Annotated in this window: 17 protein-coding genes; 11 read left to right on the top strand and 6 right to left on the bottom strand. The window is 72.8% G+C overall.

The window, feature by feature from the left end; all coding sequences use genetic code 11:
• Positions 1-5 precede the first annotated feature (5 nt).
• Complete coding sequence (gene tkt / locus AB0L65_RS46780) at positions 6-2,114, bottom strand: transketolase (protein WP_364260248.1); 2,109 nt, start codon at positions 2,112-2,114, stop codon at positions 6-8.
• A gap of 248 nt (positions 2,115-2,362) precedes the next feature.
• Here tkt and AB0L65_RS46775 point away from each other — a divergent pair, with 248 nt between their 5' ends.
• On the top strand, positions 2,363-3,307 hold the full coding sequence (locus AB0L65_RS46775; protein ID WP_350739996.1) for a heme o synthase: 945 nt from the start codon (positions 2,363-2,365) through the stop codon (positions 3,305-3,307).
• 82 nt (positions 3,308-3,389) lie between these two features.
• On the top strand, positions 3,390-4,580 hold the full coding sequence (locus AB0L65_RS46770; protein ID WP_364260245.1) for a PrsW family intramembrane metalloprotease: 1,191 nt from the start codon (positions 3,390-3,392) through the stop codon (positions 4,578-4,580).
• Here the strand turns inward: AB0L65_RS46770 and AB0L65_RS46765 are convergent.
• A complete protein-coding gene (locus AB0L65_RS46765; protein ID WP_364260243.1) occupies positions 4,556-5,263 on the bottom strand; it encodes an ElyC/SanA/YdcF family protein in 708 nt (235 codons plus the stop codon). The two genes, AB0L65_RS46770 and AB0L65_RS46765, sit on opposite strands and share 25 nt — an antisense overlap.
• A gap of 62 nt (positions 5,264-5,325) precedes the next feature.
• Positions 5,326-6,321, bottom strand: coding sequence for a COX15/CtaA family protein (locus AB0L65_RS46760; RefSeq protein ID WP_364260240.1), 996 nt, complete (start codon positions 6,319-6,321; stop codon positions 5,326-5,328).
• 316 nt (positions 6,322-6,637) lie between these two features.
• On the opposite strand from AB0L65_RS46760, the gene AB0L65_RS46755 reads away from it, so the two are divergent.
• From AB0L65_RS46755 to AB0L65_RS46720, 8 genes are read left to right on the top strand one after another with little or no spacing between them, the layout of a single operon-like run.
• Positions 6,638-7,780: an FAD-dependent oxidoreductase gene (locus tag AB0L65_RS46755; protein WP_364260237.1), complete on the top strand. Its 1,143-nt coding sequence runs from the start codon at positions 6,638-6,640 to the stop codon at positions 7,778-7,780.
• Entirely contained in the window at positions 7,777-8,019 is a 243-nt protein-coding gene (locus AB0L65_RS46750; RefSeq protein ID WP_185076981.1) for a (2Fe-2S)-binding protein, read from the top strand. The genes AB0L65_RS46755 and AB0L65_RS46750 overlap by 4 nt, the downstream gene beginning before the upstream one ends.
• Complete coding sequence (locus tag AB0L65_RS46745) at positions 8,016-9,401, top strand: NAD(P)/FAD-dependent oxidoreductase (protein ID WP_364260234.1); 1,386 nt, start codon at positions 8,016-8,018, stop codon at positions 9,399-9,401. Before AB0L65_RS46750 ends, AB0L65_RS46745 begins: the two co-directional genes overlap by 4 nt.
• Before the next feature lie 22 nt (positions 9,402-9,423).
• Positions 9,424-10,317 (top strand): dihydrodipicolinate synthase family protein, encoded by an 894-nt coding sequence (locus tag AB0L65_RS46740; protein WP_364260231.1) that lies wholly within the window; start codon positions 9,424-9,426, stop codon positions 10,315-10,317.
• The gene (locus AB0L65_RS46735; protein WP_364260228.1) at positions 10,314-11,315 is read left to right on the top strand and encodes a proline racemase family protein; all 1,002 of its coding nucleotides are present in this window, start codon (positions 10,314-10,316) and stop codon (positions 11,313-11,315) included. The genes AB0L65_RS46740 and AB0L65_RS46735 overlap by 4 nt, the downstream gene beginning before the upstream one ends.
• Positions 11,312-12,325 carry a proline racemase family protein gene (locus tag AB0L65_RS46730; RefSeq protein ID WP_364260225.1) on the top strand — a complete coding sequence of 338 codons (1,014 nt, stop codon included), beginning with the start codon at positions 11,312-11,314 and terminating at the stop codon, positions 12,323-12,325. The genes AB0L65_RS46735 and AB0L65_RS46730 overlap by 4 nt, the downstream gene beginning before the upstream one ends.
• Positions 12,322-13,257: an ornithine cyclodeaminase family protein gene (locus AB0L65_RS46725; RefSeq protein ID WP_364260223.1), complete on the top strand. Its 936-nt coding sequence runs from the start codon at positions 12,322-12,324 to the stop codon at positions 13,255-13,257. Before AB0L65_RS46730 ends, AB0L65_RS46725 begins: the two co-directional genes overlap by 4 nt.
• A gap of 12 nt (positions 13,258-13,269) precedes the next feature.
• A complete protein-coding gene (locus tag AB0L65_RS46720; RefSeq protein WP_350740024.1) occupies positions 13,270-13,938 on the top strand; it encodes a GntR family transcriptional regulator in 669 nt (222 codons plus the stop codon).
• A 321-nt stretch (positions 13,939-14,259) separates the two neighbouring features.
• On the opposite strand, the gene AB0L65_RS46715 is transcribed toward AB0L65_RS46720, so the two are convergent.
• Positions 14,260-15,174, bottom strand: coding sequence for an EamA family transporter (locus AB0L65_RS46715; protein ID WP_364260220.1), 915 nt, complete (start codon positions 15,172-15,174; stop codon positions 14,260-14,262).
• A gap of 103 nt (positions 15,175-15,277) precedes the next feature.
• Between AB0L65_RS46715 and AB0L65_RS46710 the strand changes: the two genes are divergently transcribed.
• Positions 15,278-16,483 (top strand): MFS transporter, encoded by a 1,206-nt coding sequence (locus AB0L65_RS46710; protein WP_364260217.1) that lies wholly within the window; start codon positions 15,278-15,280, stop codon positions 16,481-16,483.
• Positions 16,484-16,489: 6 nt separating this feature from the next.
• Here the strand turns inward: AB0L65_RS46710 and AB0L65_RS46705 are convergent, their stop codons facing one another.
• Both AB0L65_RS46705 and AB0L65_RS46700 read right to left on the bottom strand, forming a co-directional pair.
• A complete protein-coding gene (locus AB0L65_RS46705) occupies positions 16,490-17,287 on the bottom strand; it encodes an ABC transporter permease (protein WP_364260214.1) in 798 nt (265 codons plus the stop codon).
• Positions 17,284-18,192: an ABC transporter ATP-binding protein gene (locus AB0L65_RS46700; protein ID WP_357742335.1), complete on the bottom strand. Its 909-nt coding sequence runs from the start codon at positions 18,190-18,192 to the stop codon at positions 17,284-17,286. The genes AB0L65_RS46705 and AB0L65_RS46700 overlap by 4 nt, the downstream gene beginning before the upstream one ends.
• Between the last annotated feature and the right edge of the window lie 6 nt (positions 18,193-18,198).

Here is an 18,198-nt window from a genome sequence, read left to right as displayed (position 1 = left end):
CTTCTTCAGTTTCCCGTCGTCTCGCCCTTTTCCTGACCAAGCTTGGCCAGGCTCGCATGTGCCGCCGCCGCCACGCGCTCCGCCGTCAGCCCGAACAGCTCGTACAAAGTCTTGTACGGGGCGGAGGCACCGAAGTGTTCGAGACCGACCACTTCGCCGCATTCGCCGACGAACTCGTGCCAGCCGAGCGCGATGCCGGCCTCGATCGCGACGCGAGCCCGGTTCGACGAAGGCAGAACCGTCTGCCTATATGCGATGTCCTGCCCCTTGAACCATTCGACACACGGCATCGACACGACCCGCGTCGGGATGCCCTTGCCCTCCAGCAGTTCGCGGCCCGCCAGTGCGATCTCCACCTCGCTGCCGGTGGCGATGAGGATGACCTTGGGCTGGCCGTCGGAGGCCTCGCGCAGGATGTAACCGCCGCGGGCGACGCCCTCGGCGCTGGTGCCCTCGACGACCGGCAGGTTCTGCCTGGTCAGAGCCAGGGCGGCGGGCCGGTCGGTGTGCTTGAGCACGGCCTTCCAGGCGTACGCCGTCTCGTTGGCGTCGGCCGGGCGCACCACGTCGAGGCCGGGGATCGCGCGCAGCGACCACAGGTGCTCGATCGGCTGGTGGGTGGGGCCGTCCTCGCCGAGGCCGATGGAGTCGTGCGTCCACACGTACGTGACCGGCAGCTTCATCAGCGCGGCCAGGCGCACCGAGGGGCGCATGTAGTCGGAGAAGACCAGGAAGGTGCCGCCGTACGGGCGGGTGCCGCCGTGCAGGGCGATGCCGTTGAGGATGGCGCCCATGGCGTGCTCGCGGATGCCGAAGTGCAGCGTGCGGCCGTAGCGGTTGCCGGGGAACTCCTTGGTCTGGAACTCCTCGGGGATGAAGGACGGCTCACCCTTCATCGTGGTGTTGTTCGACTCCGCCAGGTCGGCCGAGCCGCCCCACAGCTCCGGCAGCACCGGCGCCAGCGCGCTGAGCACGTCTCCGGAGGCCTTGCGGGTCGAGATCGACGCGCCCGTCTCGAACGACGGCAGCGCCCTGGCCCAGCCGTTGGGCAGCTCGCGCTGGGAGATGCGGTCGAACTCCTCGGCGCGCTCGGGGTTGGCCAGCCGCCACTCGGCGTAGCCCTTCTCCCACTCGGCGTGCTCGGCGCGGCCGCGCTGGGCGACGCCGCGGGCGTGCTCCAGCACCGCGGCCGGGACGTCGAACGTCTTGGCCGGGTCCATGCCGAGGACTTCCTTGGTGGCGGCGACCTCCGCCTCGCCCAGGGCCGAGCCGTGGATCTTGCCGGTGTTCTTCTTGTTGGGGGCCGGCCAGCCGATGATCGTGCGCAGCCGGATGAACGACGGCCGGTCGGTCTCCGCCTTGGCCGCCTGCAGCGCGTCGTAGAGCGCCTGGACGTCCTCGGCGTACTCGCCGGTCTCGGTCCAGTCGACGCTCTGGGTGTGCCAGCCGTAGGCCTCGTAACGCTTGACCACGTCCTCGGACTTGGCGATCAGCGTGTCGTCCTCGATGGAGATCTGGTTGTCGTCCCACACGACGATGAGGTTGCCCAGCTTCTGGTGGCCGGCGATGGAGCTGGCCTCGTGGCTGATGCCCTCCTCGATGTCGCCGTCGCTGACCACGCACCAGATGTGGTGGTCGAACGGCGAGCCGCCGGCCTCGGTGTCGGGGTCGAACAGGCCGCGCTCGCGGCGGGCCGCCATCGCCATGCCGACCGCGTTGCCCAGGCCCTGGCCGAGCGGGCCCGTCGTGGTCTCGACGCCCGCCGTGTGGCCGTACTCGGGGTGACCGGGCGTCAGGCTGTCCCACTGGCGCAGCCGGCGCAGGTCGTCGAGCGTGAGGCCGTAGCCGGACAGGTAGAGCTGGATGTAGAGCGTCAGGCTCGAGTGGCCGCACGACAGCACGAAACGGTCGCGCCCGGCCCACTTGGGATCGGTCGGGTCGTGACGCATCACACGCTGGAACAGCAGGTATGCGGCGGGAGCCAGGCTCATGGCGGTGCCGGGGTGACCCGAGCCCGCCTTCTCCACTGCGTCCATCGCCAGGGCTCGAACGACGTCGACCGCCTGCTTGTCCAGGTCGGTCCATTCGAGGGCTGGCACGAGTTCGGTGCTCAAGTGCTCGATCTCCGGAATCTAGTAGTCATTGATTGGCTATCCCGCCCACACGGGACCCTAACTGAGTGGAGCTGGCGAACGATTCCCATCCCACCCGCACGTGTCCATGTGCGGCGCAAGCCCCCCATTGGCCGGACCGGCCGCCCCTGCGACTACAGTTTGTTTGTTCGCAGGGGCGTCACGGCGCCCACCCATGGATCCGCTCTAATCAGAGGTTACGCGTTGACTCCGCACAGGCTGGAAGCGCCTTGACGGTGCTGACCAACAGGCAGGCGACGGCCCGATCTCCGCAGGTGGAGGGGCCGCGCTCGATCGGCATGATCGTCAAGGCCTACATCGCGCTCACCAAGCCGCGGATCATCGAGCTGCTGCTGATCACGACGCTGCCGGTGATGTTCCTGGCGGCGGGCGGCCTGCCGCCGCTGTGGACGTCGATCTCGGTCATGGTGTTCGGCACCCTATCGGCGGGCAGTGCCAACGCGCTCAACTGCTATGTGGATCGCGACATCGACCAGAAGATGCGCCGCACCCGCCGCAGGCCGCTGGCCAGGCACCAGGTGTCGCCGCGGGGCGCGCTGGTCTTCGGCATCGTGCTCGGCGTGCTGTCCCTGGTGGGCCTCTGGGTGACCACCAACTGGCTGGCCGCCATGCTGTCCACCGGGGCGATCCTGTTCTACGTGCTCGTCTACTCGATGATCCTGAAGCGCCGCACGGCCCAGAACATCGTGTGGGGCGGCATCGCGGGGTGCATGCCGGTGATGATCGGCTGGGCCGGCATCACCGAGCGGCTCGACTGGGCGCCGCTGGTGCTGTTCGGGGTGGTGTTCTTCTGGACGCCGCCGCACACCTGGACGCTGGCCATGCGCTACAAGGAGGACTACGCGGCGGCCAAGGTGCCCATGCTGCCCGTCGTGGCCACCGAGCGGCGCGTGATCCTGGAGTCGATCGCCTACACGTGGGCGACCGTGCTGTGCTCGCTGGCGCTGTGGCCGGTGGCCGGCACCACGCTGTTCTACCCGATCGTGGCCGCCGTCCTCGGCGCCATGTGCCTGTGGGAGGTCCACCGCCTGCTGGCCCGGCTCAACGCCGGCAAGACCGGCGTCGACCTGCGCCCCATGCGCTTCTTCCACTGGTCCAACGCCTACCTGGCGCTGCTGTTCCTGGCCGTGGCCATCGACCCGCTGCTGGCCTGACGGTCATGCGGCCGCGTGTCCGGACGGTGAGGCTGTCTTGACCGGCACGGACCCCGGCCCTCTGATCCGTTAAAGTCACCGTATGGCGACCCGTGATCCACGCTGGGTGTTGAAGGACCGCCCGTCGTTCGCGTTGATCATCGGGCTCGTCCTCACCGGCGTATGCGCTCTGGTCTCGTTCTCCTTCGACGTGCTCAACGGCGCTCCGGTGCAGTTCTTCATCGCGCTGGCGCTGGCGCTCGCGCCGGTGCCGCTGCTGCTGGCGGCCGTGCTGGCGCTCGACCGGATGGAGCCGGAGCCGCGCAGCAACCTGATCTTCGCCTTCGCCTGGGGCGCGGGCGTCGCGGTGCTGGTCGCCGGCCTGATCAACTACCTCAACCTGCACTACATCATCGACACCGCCAAGCTGTCGGAGGCCGGCGCCCGCAACGTCGCGGCCACCTTCGGCGCGCCCGTGGTGGAGGAGACGATGAAGGGGCTGGTGCTGCTCGGGCTGCTCAGGTTCCGCAGGGCCGAGCTCGACGGCCCCACCGACGGCATCATCTACGCCAGCATGGTCGGGCTCGGCTTCGCGATGAGCGAGAACGTCAGCTACTACCTCGCCGCGCTGTCCAACTCCGGCGTCAAGGGGCTGGCGGTCACCGTGGTGCTGCGCGGCATCCTGTCGCCGCTGGCCCACCCGCTGTTCAGCTCCATGATCGGCGTCGCCGTCGCCTACGCCGCCCGGCGCGAAGGCCCCGAGCGGGTCTTCTACATCCTGGCGGGCTGGTCGGGCGCGATGATCCTGCACGGCCTGTGGAACGGCCTGGCCTCCTACGGCGGCTTCCCCGGGCTCGTGGTGGCCTACCTGGCGCTGCTGGCCGTGCTGATCGTGCTCATCGGCGTGGTGTTCAAGGACCGGCGGCGCATCGTGGCCCTCATCCAGCGCTACCTGCCGCCGTACGAGCCGACCAAGCTGGTCACCCAGGCCGACATCTACATGCTGTCGACGTTCCCCCGGCGGCGCCAGGCCAGGCAGTGGGCCAAGGCCCACGGCGGCAAGCCCGGGCTGCGCGCCATGCGCGACTACCAGCTGGCCGCCACCGAGCTGGGCCTGCTGCACGAGCGGGCGGCCCGCCACATGGTCGACGAGCAGGGCTTCCACGAGGAGCAGCGGGCGCTGCTGGAGTGCATGAGCACGGCCCGGGCGGACTTCCCGGTGCCGACGGCGCACGCCAGGTCGGCCGCGCGGGGCACCCCGCCGCCCGGCTACGCGCCCGGCGCGCCGGGCTGAGCCAGGACGTTCGTCAGGGAGACCTCGCGCGGGCCCGGATACACCGGGTCGGAGTGGAGCACCATCGCGTCGGCGAACGCCTTGGCGGTGGCGAGCAGCTCGCGGGTGGCGTAGGCGTACGTGGGCGCGGCGAACTCCCTGGCCGAGTCGTCACCCACCCCGAACGCCTCGAGCCCGGCCGTCCGGCACAGCGTCACGGCCCTGGGCAGGTGGAACTCCTGCGTCACGACCGTCACCTGCCGCGCCCCGAACACCTTGCGCGCCCGCACGCACGAGTCCCACGTGTCGAACCCCGCGTAGTCCAGCACCATCACCCGCTCCGGCACGCCCCTGCGGAGCAGGTAGTCGCGCATGGCCGTCGGCTCGTCGTACTCCTTGCGGCTGTTGTCGCCCGACAGCAGCAGGGCCCGTACCTTGCCGGCCCGGTAGAGCTCGGCGGCGATGTCGAGCCGGTGGGCCAGCATCGGCGTGGGTTGCGTGCCGTACAGGCCCGCGCCCAGCACCAGCGCGGCCTGCGCCACCGGCACCCGCCCGAGCCAGGCGTCGCCCACGGCCGTCACCCGGTGCGCCGAGCTGCCGAGCCAGGCCCACGTCATGGGCGCCAGGGAGAGCACGCTGACCAGCACCAGACCCTGGTACGCGCGCCGCAGGGCCTTCCGAGTGGGGCGGACTTTCAGTAACAAATCTCACCCTCCAGAGGGTGGGGGAGTGGCGGACCGATCCCCTCATACCCTGGCATATCCACTCAGACGGCGGCGGGCGCTCCGGCGGCTTCGGCGGGGGAGTGGTCGGCGGGGGCGCTCTGCGGGGAGCGGGTGCGCAGGGAGGTGACCACCCTGAGCGCGGCGATCCAGACCAGCGTGGAGCCGAGCACGTGCAGCAGCACCAGCGCGGCGGGCACGGCCAGGAAGTACTGCGTGTAGCCGATCACGCCCTGACCCAGCTCCACGGCCAGCAGCGCCAGCGCCGCCCGCCGGGCGGGCCGCGGCGCCTTGCTCACGTGCAGGGCGAACAGCACCGCGAACGTCAGCCCCACCACGATGTACGCGACGTCGGCGTGCAGCCGGGCCACCGCCTCGATGTCGAGGTCGAAGCGGGAGGCCATCTCGTCGCCCGAGTGCGGGCCCGTGCCGCTCACCCCGACCCCGACCACCAGCAGCGCGAACACGGCCGCGAGCAGCGCGTAGCCGAGCCTGCGGATGTCGCGGTGGGTCACCCGCCGCGCCGGCCCGTCGCCCTCGCCCGCGCGGGCGTACAGCATCCAGCAGGCGGCGATCAGGCCGATGGAGATGAGGAAGTGCATGCCCACCGTGAACGGGTTGAGCATCGTGCTGACCACCAGGCCGCCCCACAGCGCCTGGGCCAGGACGCCCGCCGGCTGCAGCAGCGCCAGCGTCATCAGCGAGCGCCTGCGCGGCGCCAGCCGGAACGCCGACAGCACGCACGCCACACCCACCGCCAGCACCAGGAACGTCAGCAGCCGGTTGCCGAACTCGACGAGCATGTTGAGCATCGACACCTCGGGGTGCGCGACCGGGATGAAGCTGTCCGGCGTGCACTTGGGCCAGGTCGGGCAGCCCAGCCCGGAACCGGTGACGCGCACGCCCGCGCCCGTCACCGCGATGCCCGCGTTGACCACCACGGACGCCATCGCCCAGGCCCGCATCGACTGCGTCGTGGGCGCCCAGAAGGAGAACAGGCGGCGCACGTGGCGGTTGGGGTGGTCCGTGGGTAGCTTCACGCCATCGATGGTACGGGCCCACCCACCCGGTCCCCCCACCGGTCACCCGCCCCCACCACGCACGACCCCGCGGCGCGACCGGCCACCCTCCTCCCACGGGCCTCACCCGAAGCGCGGCCGGGCGAAGTGCGGCGGGGCCCGTGAGGCATCCCTCCGCGAAGGGAGCTCGGCCGGGTGCGGTGAGGTGGTGATATGCCGTCGGTGGGTAGCGGCGTGGTCAGGAGGTGCGGCGCGGGCGGCGGTGTCGTCGTCCGGTGGAAAAGGCCTTCTCAAGAGAGCGAGGTATGTGACATATTACAGACCTGGGAGGTGATGGATGTCCGACGTCATCGTGGTCGGCGCCGGAGTCGTGGGCGCCGCATGCGCCTACTACGCCGCGCGCGCCGGTCTCGACGTGACCGTGGTCGACCGTGGCCCCGTGGCGGGCGGCACGACCGGCTCCGGCGAGGGCAACGTGCTGGTGTCCGACAAGGAGCCGGGCCCCGAGCTGGAGCTGGCCCTGCTGTCCAACCGGCTCTGGCGCTCGCTGGCGGACCTCGGCGGCTTCGAGTTCGAGCCCAAGGGCGGCCTGGTGGTCGCCGAGACCGGCGAGGTTCGGCGGCAGCTCGCCGAGCTGGCCGCCAAGCAGGACGTGGAGCACACCCTGGTGCCCGGCGAGTCCCTGCGCGACTACGAGCCGCACCTGGCCGAGGGCCTGGCCGGCGGGGTGTACTACCCCGAGGACGCCCAGGTGCAGCCCATGCTGGCCGCCGCGCGCCTGCTCAGGCACGGCGCGGAGAGCTTCGGCCACGGGACGCTGCGGCTGCGCCTCGGGGCGGCGGTGACCGGGTTCGTGCGGAAAGGCGACCGGATCGCGGGTGTGCGCACCTCCCAGGGTGACGTGCTCGGCGACGCGGTGATCAACGCGGCGGGCACCTGGGGCGGCGAGGTGGCCGCGCTGGCGGGGGTCGATCTGCCGATCCTGCCCAGGCGCGGGTTCATCCTCGTCACCGAGCCGCTGCCGGAGCCGCTGATCAGGCACAAGGTCTACACCGCCGCCTACGTCACGAACGTGGCCAGCGACTCGGAGGCCCTGGAGACGTCGGCGGTCGTGGAGGGCACGCCCGCGGGCACCGTGCTCATCGGGGCCAGCAGGGAAAGGGTCGGGTTCGACCGGACGACGTCGGTGCCGGTGCTCGCCCGCCTGGCCGAGCAGGCCGTGGCGCTGTTCCCCGCGCTGCGCGAGGTGCGGGCCATCAGGTCGTACTGCGGGTTCCGGCCGTACTGCCCCGACCACCTGCCCGTCATCGGCGCCGACCCGCGGGTTCCCGGGCTCTATCACGCCTGCGGGCACGAGGGGGCGGGCATCGGGCTCGCCCCGGCGACCGGTCACCTGCTCGCGCAGGTGCTCACCGGCTCCCCGGCCGACCTGGACCTGCGGCCCTTCCGGCCGGATCGCTTCGCGGAGGAGTCCTCTTGACGTTCCACATCACGATCGACGGGCGTCCGGTACCCGTCGTGCCCGGGCAGACGATCGGGGCGGCGCTGCACGCGGCCGGGGTGCGGTCGTGGCGCAGCACCCGCTTCGGCGGGCGGCCCCGCGGGCTGTTCTGCGGGATCGGGGTCTGCTTCGACTGCCTGATCTCGGTCAACGGGCGGGCCCCTGAGCGGGCCTGCCTGGTGGAGGCCGCGCCCGGTGACGAGGTGACGACGTCATGACGTACGACCTGGTGGTGATCGGCGGCGGGCCCGCGGGGGTGGCCGGCGCGCTCACGGCGGCGCTGGCCGGACTGCGGGTGGCGCTCCTGGACTCGTCCGTACGGCTCGGCGGCCAGTACTTCCGCCACGCCGCCGACCCCAAGCCCGCGCCCGGCCTGGACCGGTTCCTGCGGCAGGCGCGGGCCCTGGACGCCCGCGCCGAGGTGCTGCCGCGGCACCAGGTGTGGAGCGTCACCCGCGAGCCCGACGGGGACCTGGTCGTGCACTGCGTCACCCGTGGCGCGGACTCCACGGAGCGGCAGGTCGTCCTGCGGGCGCGGCGGCTGCTGATCGCGACCGGCGCGCACGACCGGCCGCTGCCGTTCCCCGGGTGGGACCTGCCCGGCGTCCTGACCGCCGGCGGCGCGCAGGCGCTGCTCAAGGGCAACGGCGTCGTGGCGGGCAGGCGGATCGTCGTCTCCGGCACCGGCCCGTTCCTGCTGCCCGTGGCCACCGGGCTGGCCGCGGCGGGTGCTCGGGTGCTCGGGGTGCTGGAGGCGAACGGCGGGCTCGGGCTGGCCAGGCATCCGCTGCTGGCCCTGGGCAAGGCCGGGGAGGCCGCCGGGTACGCCGCGAGCCTGGCCAGGCACCGCGTGCCGTACCGGACGCGCCAGGCGGTCGTCGCGGCGCACGGGGAGCGCGAGGTGGAGGCCGTCACCGTGGCCCGCCTCGACCAGGAGTGGAACGTTCTCTCCACCCGCGTCGTCGCGTGCGACACGGTGGCCGTCGGGTACGGGTTCGTGCCGCAGATCGAACTGGCCACCCAGCTCGGCTGCGCCACCCGGAACGACGTGGACGGCAGCCCCGTGCTCGACGTGGACGCCGCCCAGCGCACCTCCGTCCCCGGGGTCTGGGCCGCCGGGGAGCCCACGGGCGTGGGCGGCTGGCTCCTGTCCGAGACGGAGGGCCGCATCGCCGGCCGCGCCGTGGTGGCCGACGCGCGCTCCCCCCGGTCGGCCTCAGGTGCCGATTCGGGGCTGCTGCTGCGGCGCCGGGAGCGCGGGCGGGCCTTCGGGGAGGCGCTGCAGCGGGCGTACCCCGTCAAACCCGGCTGGCAGGGCTGGCTGCGCGACGACACGCTGGTGTGCCGCTGCGAGGAGGTGCCGCTGGCCCGCGTACGCGAGGCGCAGGACCTCGGCGCCACCGACGCGCGCTCGATCAAGCTGCTGGCCAGGCCCGGCATGGGCTGGTGCCAGGGCCGCATCTGCGGCTACGCCGTCTCCTGCCTGGCCGGGGAGCCGCAGCGGCCGCCCCGCCGCCCCATCGCCCAGCCCGTCACCCTCGGCGCCCTCGCCGAGCTTCCCGACGATTCCGATCTTCCCGACGTTCCCCCCGCCCACTGACCCTGACATGGAGGACTTTCCCATGGACAACCGCACCAAAGCCTGGCACGGCATCATGGTGGCCACCGCGCTGCCGCTGCGCGACGACCTCTCCGTCGACTACGACGGCTACGCCGACCACTGCCGCTGGCTGGTCGAGAACGACTGTGACGGCGTCGCGGTCAACGGTTCGCTGGGCGAGTACCAGACGCTCACCGCGGAGGAGCGGGCCAAGGTGGTCGAGACCGCCGTCCAGGCCGTGGGCGGGCGCCGGGTGATGGCCGGAGTGGGCGCGTACGGCGCCGCGGAGTCGCGCCGGTGGGCCGAGCAGGCGGCCGAGGCCGGCTGCGGTTCGCTGCTCCTGCTGCCGCCCAACTCCTACCGCGCCGACGAACGGGCCGTCATCGAGCACTACCGCGAGGTCGCCAAGGTGGGCCTGCCCGTCGTGGCCTACAACAACCCGTACGACACCAAGGTGGACCTGACTCCCGCGCTGCTGGCCAAGCTGCACGAGGAGGGGCTGATCGTGGCGATCAAGGAGTTCAGCGGGGACGTGCGGCGCGCGTACGAGCTGGCCGAGCTGGCCCCCGAGCTGGACCTGCTGATCGGCTCCGACGACGTGCTGCTCGAGCTCGCCGTGGCCGGGGCCGTCGGCTGGATCGCCGGCTACCCCAACGCGCTGCCCGTCTCCAACGCCGCGCTCTACCGCGCCGCCGTCGCCGGCGACCTGGAGACCGCGCTGCCTCTTTACCGGACCCTGCACCCCCTGCTGCGCTGGGACTCCAAGACGGAGTTCGTCCAGGCCATCAAGCTGTCCATGGACCTCGCGGGCCGCTACGGCGGGCCGTGCAGGCAGCCCAGGCAGCCGCTGACGGACGAGCAGGCCGCTATCGTGCGAGCGGCGACCGAGAAGGCACTGGCAGAAGGGCTGCGATGAGGACAAAACGCGTTTTCCACGCCGTCGACTCCCACACCGAGGGCATGCCCACGCGCGTCATCACCGGCGGGATAGGCGTGATCCCGGGCGCGAGCATGGCCGAGCGGCGCGTCTACTTCCGTGACAACCTCGACCACATCCGCACCCTGCTGATGACCGAGCCGCGCGGCCACTCCGCGATGAGCGGCGCCATCCTGCAGCCGCCCACCCGGCCGGACGCGGACTACGGCGTGCTGTTCATCGAGGTGTCGGGGCTGCTGCCGATGTGCGGGCACGGCACCATCGGCGTGGCCACCGTGCTCGTCGAGACGGGCATGGTCGAGGTCGTGGAGCCGGTCACCACCGTGCGCCTGGAGGTGCCCGCCGGGCTCGTCGAGGTGGACGTGGCCGTCGAGGACGGCCAGGCCATGGCGGTGACGCTGCGCAACGTGCCCTCCTACAGCGACCGGCTGGACGCCGTCGTGAAGGTGCCCGGGTTCGGGGAGATCCCGTACGACCTCGCGTACGGCGGCAACTTCTACGCCGTCGTCGACCTCGACTCCTACGGCCTGCCCTTCGACCGCAGGGCCAAGAACGAGATCATCGCCGCCGGCCTGGCCACCATGGAGGCGATCAACGCGGCCGACGAGCCCGTGCACCGCGAGGACGACCGCATCCGCGGCTGTCACCACGTCTACTTCGCCGCCCCCGGCTCGGACGCCCACCACTCGCGGCACGCGATGGCCATCCACCCGGGCTGGTTCGACCGCTCGCCGTGCGGCACCGGCACCAGCGCGCGGATGGCGCAGCTGCACGCCAGGGGGGAGCTGCCGCTCGGCCGGGACTTCGTGAACGAGTCGTTCATCGGGACCCGGTTCATCGGGCGGCTGCTGGAGGAGACCACCGTGGGCGGCGGGCCGGCGGTCGTGCCCTCGATCACCGGCCGCGCCTGGGTCACCGGCACCGCCCAATACTTCCTGGACCCGCGCGACCCGTTCCCCGCCGGGTTCGAGCTGTGAGCGAGCGTGACGAACGTGGTTCCGGCCTGGCCGGGACCACGATCACGACGACCGACTACCACACGGGCGGGGAGCCGTTCCGGATCGTGACCGGCGGCGTGCCCGAGGTCCCCGGGGCGGACGTGCTCTCGCGCCGCTCCACCGCCGTCGCCGACCCCCGGTTCGACGACGTGCGGCGGCTGCTGTGCCAGGAGCCGCGCGGCCACGCCGACATGTACGGCTGCTTCCTCGTCCCGCCGGACGACCCGGGAGCCGCGTTCGGGGCGCTGTTCTGGCACAAGGACGGGTTCTCCACCGCCTGCGGCCACGGCACCATCGCGCTCGGCGCCTACGCCGTGCACGAGGGGCTGGTGGCCGCCGACCCCGACGGGGAGACCGACGTGGTCGTCGACGTGCCGTCGGGGCGCGTCACGGCGCGGGTGCGCTGCTCCGGGGGCAAGGTGACCGGGGTGACGTTCGTCAGCGTGCCGTCGTTCGTGGTGGCGCGGGACGTGGCCGCCGCCAGGACCAAGGTCGACGTCTCGTACGGCGGCGCGATCTACGCGTCGCTGCCCGCCGCGGCGGTGGGCCTGTCCGTGGAGCCCGCGAACCTGACGGCGCTCATCGGCCACGCCCGCCGCATCAAGGCCGACCTGGCGGACCATCCGGCCGCCCGGCACCCGTCCGACGACCGGCTGTCCGGCGTCTACGGCGTGATCTTCTACGACGAGCTGCCGGACCGGGACGGGGCGGCGCACCAGCGGAACGTGACGGTGTTCGCCGACGGGGAGGTGGACCGCTCGCCCTGCGGGTCGGGCACGGCGGCGCGGATGGCGCTGCTGCACGACTCGGGGCTGCGCGCGCCCCTGATCCACGACGGCGTCGTCGGGAGCACCTTCCTGGCGCGGGTGGCCGAGGTGCGCGACGAGGGGGTCGTCCCGGAGATCGAAGGCATGGCCTACCGGACCGGGCGGCACGTCTTCGAGCTCGATTCCGACGATCCGATGGGTGTGGGGTTCACGCTGCGATGACCGGACTGCCATATCTCGACGCCGCCACGGTGGAGCGGCTGGTGCCGATGGGGCGCGCCGTACGGATCCTGGAGGACGCCCTGCGCGCCGGCCTCGACCCCGAGGCCACGCCGCAGCGGCCGATCGTGGACCTGCCGGCCGGGCAGCTCCTGCTCATGCCCGCCGCGGCCGGACGGTACGCGGGGGTGAAGGCCGTCACCATCGCGCCCGGCAACCCCGATCGCGAGCTGCCCCGGATCCAGGGGACGTACCTGCTGTTCGACGGCGACACCCTGACCCCGCTCGCGGCCCTGGACGGGATCGCGCTCACCTCCCTGCGCACCCCCGCCGTCTCGGCGCTCGCCGTCAGCCACCTGGCGGACGGGGACGCCCGGCGGCTGGTGGTGTTCGGGAGCGGCCCGCAGGCGTGGGGGCACGTGCTCGCGCTGCGGGAGGTGCGGCCCGTCGAGGACGTGACCGTGGTCGGGCGCGACCAGGACCGCGCGGAGGCGCTCGCCGGCCGCTGCCGCGCGCTCGGCCTGACCGCCCGCGCGCTGCGGCGGTCCGAGGCGGCGGAGGCACTGGCCGGGGCCGACGTCGTCGTGTGCTGCACGACAGCGAGAGAACCGCTGTTCCCGGGTAAGCTCGCCCGCGACGGCGGCACCGTCGTCGCGGTCGGGTCGCACGAGCCCGGCGCCCGCGAGCTCGACGGCGACCTCATCGCCCGCGCCACCGTGGTCGTCGAGGCCAGGGCGGCCGCCCTGGAGGAGGCGGGCGATCTGCTCATCCCGATCCGCGAGGGCACGATCACCGCTGGTCATCTCGCGGGCAACCTCGCCGACCTCGTCGCGGGGCGGGTGGTCGCCGGCACGGGGCCGCGCGTGTTCAAGAGCACGGGCATGGCCTGGGAGGACCTCGTGGTCGCGGCCGCCGCGTACGAGGCGTGGAAGTAGAAAGGGATGCGGATGGCTGCCGAGGACCGGCTCGACCTGCCGATGGTGGGGGAGCGGCAGAGCCTGCGCGAGCAGGTCGCGCACGCGCTGCGTGCCGCGCTGATCACCGGCGAGATGCGGCCGGGAGTGGTCTACTCCGCGCCGGTGCTGGCCGCCCAGTTCGGCGTCTCGGCCACGCCGGTGCGCGAGGCCATGCTCGACCTCGCCAAGGAGGGCCTGGTCGAGGCGGTGCGCAACAAGGGCTTCCGGGTGACCGAGCTGTCCGACCGCGACCTCGACGAGCTCACGGAGATCCGCCAGCTGATCGAGGTGCCCACCGTCGCCCGGCTGGCCGGCGGCGCGCGGGAGGCGGAGCTCGAGCGGCTCAGGCCCGTCGCCGAGGAGATCGTCTCGGCCGCCGAACGCGGTGACCTGCTCGCGTACGTGGACGCCGACCTGCGCTTCCACGTCGAGCTGCTGACCCTGGCGGGCAACGCCCACCTGGTCGAGGTGGTGCGCGACCTGCGCAACAGGGCCAGGCTCTACGGCCTGTCCCAGCTCCGGGAGCGCGACGTGCTGGGCGAGTCGGCCAGGGAGCACCTGGCGCTGCTCGACGCGCTCAAGAGCGGCGACCGCCAGGCCGTCGAACACCTCATGAAGGAGCACATCGGCCACGTGCGGGGGATCTGGGCCGAGCACTGAGAAGCCGCTGGTGGGTGGACTCGTCCGTTTTTCGCCCACTAAGTTCTGACATTCGGGGATCGCGCGGACCGGGATGGCGGTACTCTCATCTCGGGTCGAAAGAGCGACGCCCCAAGCGTCCGCCGGCGGCCCCGTCGTCCAGGTCCCAAGCGGACCGGCCACCACCGATTCCGGTGGGTGGCGCATGCCTGGTCACGCGGACACCCGCACTCCGCTGACCTTCCATGGGCTCGGCCTACCCCGCCCACCAAAGCCGAGCCCTCCGCCGCGCGCCCGAGACCCCATCCCACGGGCGCGCGGCGGCCCGCCACAGCTCCCGCGTCAGACCTTGCGCCGCCGGGTCGAGCCCAGGCTGGCGGCCACGATGCAGACGATCGCCGCCCACTGCTGCGGGTGCAGGACCTCGTTCAGCAGCATCACGCCGATCAGCGCCGCCACGGCCGGCTCCAGGCTCATGAGGATGCCGAACACGTGCTTGGGCATCCGCCGCAGCGCCTGGAGTTCGAGCGAGTACGGGATCACCGACGACAGCAGGCCCACACCGAGCCCGATCAGCAGCAACTCCGGCTGCAGGAGCTCCGCCCCGCCCGTCGCGATGCCGACGGGGGCGACCACCAGGGCTGAGACGATCATCGCGAACGACAGCCCGCTCGTCCCGGGGAATCGCTGCCCGGCCGCCGCCGACAGCAGGATGTACCCGGCCCAGCCGACGGCCGCCAGCATCGCGAACCCGATGCCGAGCCAGCTCACCGACGCCGACTGCCCCCATGGCGCGAGCAGCACCACGCCCGCGCCCGCCAGGCCGATCCACACCAGGTCGATCCTGCGCCGCGAGGCCGCCACGGCCACCCCCAGCGGCCCCAGGAACTCGATGGCCACCGCGATCCCCATCGGCAGCCGCGACAAAGCCTCGTAGAACGTCAGGTTCATGAGGGCGAGCGTCACCCCGAACCCGATCCCCACCGCCCAGTCGCGCCAGGACAGGCCCTTCAGCCGGGGCCGGACGAGCGCCCCCATGATCAGCGCCCCGGCCGTGATCCGCAGGAACACCACCGCGCTCGGCGGCAGCGCCGCGAACAGCTCCTTCGCGAACCCGGCGCCCAACTGCACCGAGACGATGGCCAGCAGCACGAGCCCGGACGGCGGGATCGAGTCGGCGGCCGTGCGCAGCAGGTTTCCCGGCCTGGGCAGGCCGGAACCGCGATCGAAGGGATCGTCGAGGGCGAACGCGGTCACAGGACTCCTCACGGGCTTCAGGGGATGACGGTCAGAGCGTACTCGTGGCCTGCGACATGACCCGACATAGGGTGTTCTGGATGGCTCTTGGATCATTGATCGTATGAAGTCCCCCACGAGTCTCGCCCGGCCGCCGCTGGCCCTGTCCGCGGCCTCGTTCGTCAGCAGCTTCGACCGCTTCGCCGTGAGCCCCATGCTCGTGCTGATCGCGGTGGACCTGAAGGTCCCGCTGTCCGCCGCCGTCGCGGCCGCCAGCGGCTACTACCTCGCCTACGGGCTCACCCAGCCGCTGTGGGGGCTGCTGTCCGACCGGTTCGGCCGCGTGCGGGTGATGCGCGGGACGCTGTTCGGCGCGGCGCTGGCGGGGCTGGCCTCGGCGCTGATGCCGGTCCTGGGGGCGCTGGTGGTGGCCAGGATCGTGACGGGCGCCTGCTTCGGCGCGGTGATCCCGACCGGGCTGACGTACGTGGGCGACACCGTGGAGCCGTCGACCCGGCAACGCGCGCTGACCGATCTGATGGGCGCCGCCGCCCTCGGCACGGCTCTGGCCACCGGGCTGAGCGGGGTGCTCGCGGGCCTGGTGGACTGGCGGGTGGCGTTCACCGTGCCCGCCGCCTGCGCCCTGGTCTGCGCGCTCGCGCTGCGCTCGCTGCCGGAGCCGTCCCGCGCCCTCCCGCACGGCCTGGGAAGCGGCCGGGGGTTCGGTGTCGGCCGCTACCTGGGCGCGGTGCTCGGGCACGGCTGGGCGCTGCTGGTGTTCGGGCTCGCGTTCGTCGAGGGCGCGATCATGCTCGGCGCCATGCCGTTCCTGGCCACCGCCCTGGAGCACGCGGGGTACGCCGCCGCCGTGGCCGGGCTCGCCATCACCGCGTACGGGCTGGGCCTGTGGTTGTTCACGAAGCTCGTCAGGCGGCTGTCGGGGCGCTGGCCCACTCCCGCGCTGATGACGGTGGGCGGGGCGCAGCTCTGCGCCGGGTTCGCGATCGTCGCCGTGCACGTGGACATGGCCACCGTGGCGGTCACGGCGCTGCTGCTCGGCGGCGGCTGGTCCTTCCTGCACTCCTCGCTGCAGACGTGGGCCACGTCGGTGGTGCCCGAGGCCAGGGGGACGACGATCGCCTTCTTCGCTTGCGCGCTCTTCGTGGGCAGCGCGGTGGCGTCGTGGGCGGCCGGCCCGCTGGCCGAGCACGGCCGCTACGCCCTGCTGTTCGGCCTGGCGGCCGCCGCCGCGATCCCGCTGACGGCCGCGGCCGCCCTCACCAGGCGTCGCTACGGCACCCTGCACGGCGAGCTGCCCCGGACCGGGTGAGCCGAACTACTCCCAGCGGAACGTACGCGAGACCAGCCCCAGCGACAGCACCGCCCACGCGGCCAGCACGGCCAGCGGGCCGAGGGGCAGCGCGGCGCCCTGGGCGAGGACCGCGCGCAGGCCGCCGGTCAGGGCCGAGATGGGCAGCAGCTCCAGGACCTGGCGCATGCCCTCGGGGAACTTCGACAGCGGGAAGATCACCCCGCCGGCCCCCAGCAGCAGCAGGTAGACGAGGTTGGCGGCGGCCAGGGTGGCCTCCGCGCGCAGGGTGCCGGCCATGAGCAGCCCCAGCCCGCTGAACGCCGCCGTGCCCAGCACGATGAGCAGCGCCGCGCTCAGGAACGACCCGTGCGGCCGCCAGCCCAGCGCCAGGCCGACGCAGACGATCACCACGGCCTGGATGACCTCCACGGCCACCACGGCGGAAGTCTTGGCGAGCATGAGCCCGGCCCTGGACAGCGGGGTCGCGCCCAGCCGCTTCAGCACGCCGTAGCGGCGCTCGAAGCCGGTCGCGATGGCCTGGCCGGTGAAGGCCGTGGACATGACGGCCAGCGCCAGCACGCCGGGCGCCAGGAAGTCGATGCGCCTGCCGCCGCCGATGTCGATCAGCGGCGCCAGCGAGAACCCGGTCAGCAGCAGCACCGGGATGATCAGGGTGAGCAGCAGCTGCTCGCCGTTGCGCAGCATCGCCCGGATCTCCGCGCCCGCCTGGGCGAGGACCATCCGCGGGAACGGCGCCGCCCCGGGCGCGGGCGTGAAGTCCAGCGCGATCTGCCCGGCGGGCGCGCGCTCCGATCCGGTCATCGCAGCTCCCTGCCCGTCAGCTCCAGGAAGACGTCCTCCAGCGTGCGGCGCTCGATGCGCAGATCGTCGGCCGTGACGCCCTCGGCCGCGCACCAGGCGGTCACCGTGGCCAGCAGCTCGGGACCCACCTGACCCTCGATGATGTAGTGCCCGGCGGGCGACTCCTTGGCCGCGCTGCCCGTGGGGAGCGCGTTGAGCAGCTCCTCCAGCGCCAGCCCCGGCCGGGCCCGGAAGCGCAGCTGCCGCTCGGCCCCGGTCAGCGAGGCCGGGCTGCCCTCGGCCACCACCCGGCCCTTGTCGATGATCACCACCTGGTCCGCCAGCCGCTCCGCCTCGTCCATGTGGTGCGTGGTCAGCACCACCGACACGCCCGCCCCGCGCAGCTCGCCCACCAGCTCCCAGCAGGCGTGCCGGGCCTGCGGGTCGAGCCCGGCCGTCGGCTCGTCGAGGAAGACCAGCTCGGGCCGCCCGACGACGGCCGCGGCCAGCGACAGCCGCTGCTGCTGCCCGCCCGACAACCGCCGGTAGGGGGTGCGTACGTGATCGGCCAGCCCCAGCCGCGTCAGCAGCGCCCCCGCGTCGAGGGGACGGGCGTAGAAGCGCGAGACCAGGCGCAGCCACTCGGCGCAGCGCATGGCGGGCGGGACGCCGCCCGACTGCAGCATGACCCCCACCCGCGGCCGCAGCTCGGCCAGCGTGGGCGTCAGGCCGAGCACGCGGACGGTGCCCGCGTCGGCCCTGCGGAACCCCTCGCAGATCTCCACCGTGGACGTCTTGCCCGCGCCGTTGGGCCCGAGCACGGCGGTCACCGCGCCCCGCTCGGCGCGCAGCGTGAGGCCGTCCACGGCCGTGATGCCGCCGTAGCGTTTGACCAGGCCGATGATCTCGACGGCTGGGGACTCCATGGCCAC

It is taken from the genome of Nonomuraea sp. NPDC052116 (genome assembly GCF_040680035.1).
Classification (GTDB): domain Bacteria; phylum Actinomycetota; class Actinomycetes; order Streptosporangiales; family Streptosporangiaceae; genus Nonomuraea; species Nonomuraea angiospora_A.
This window is presented reverse-complemented; position numbering and strand designations above follow the sequence as displayed.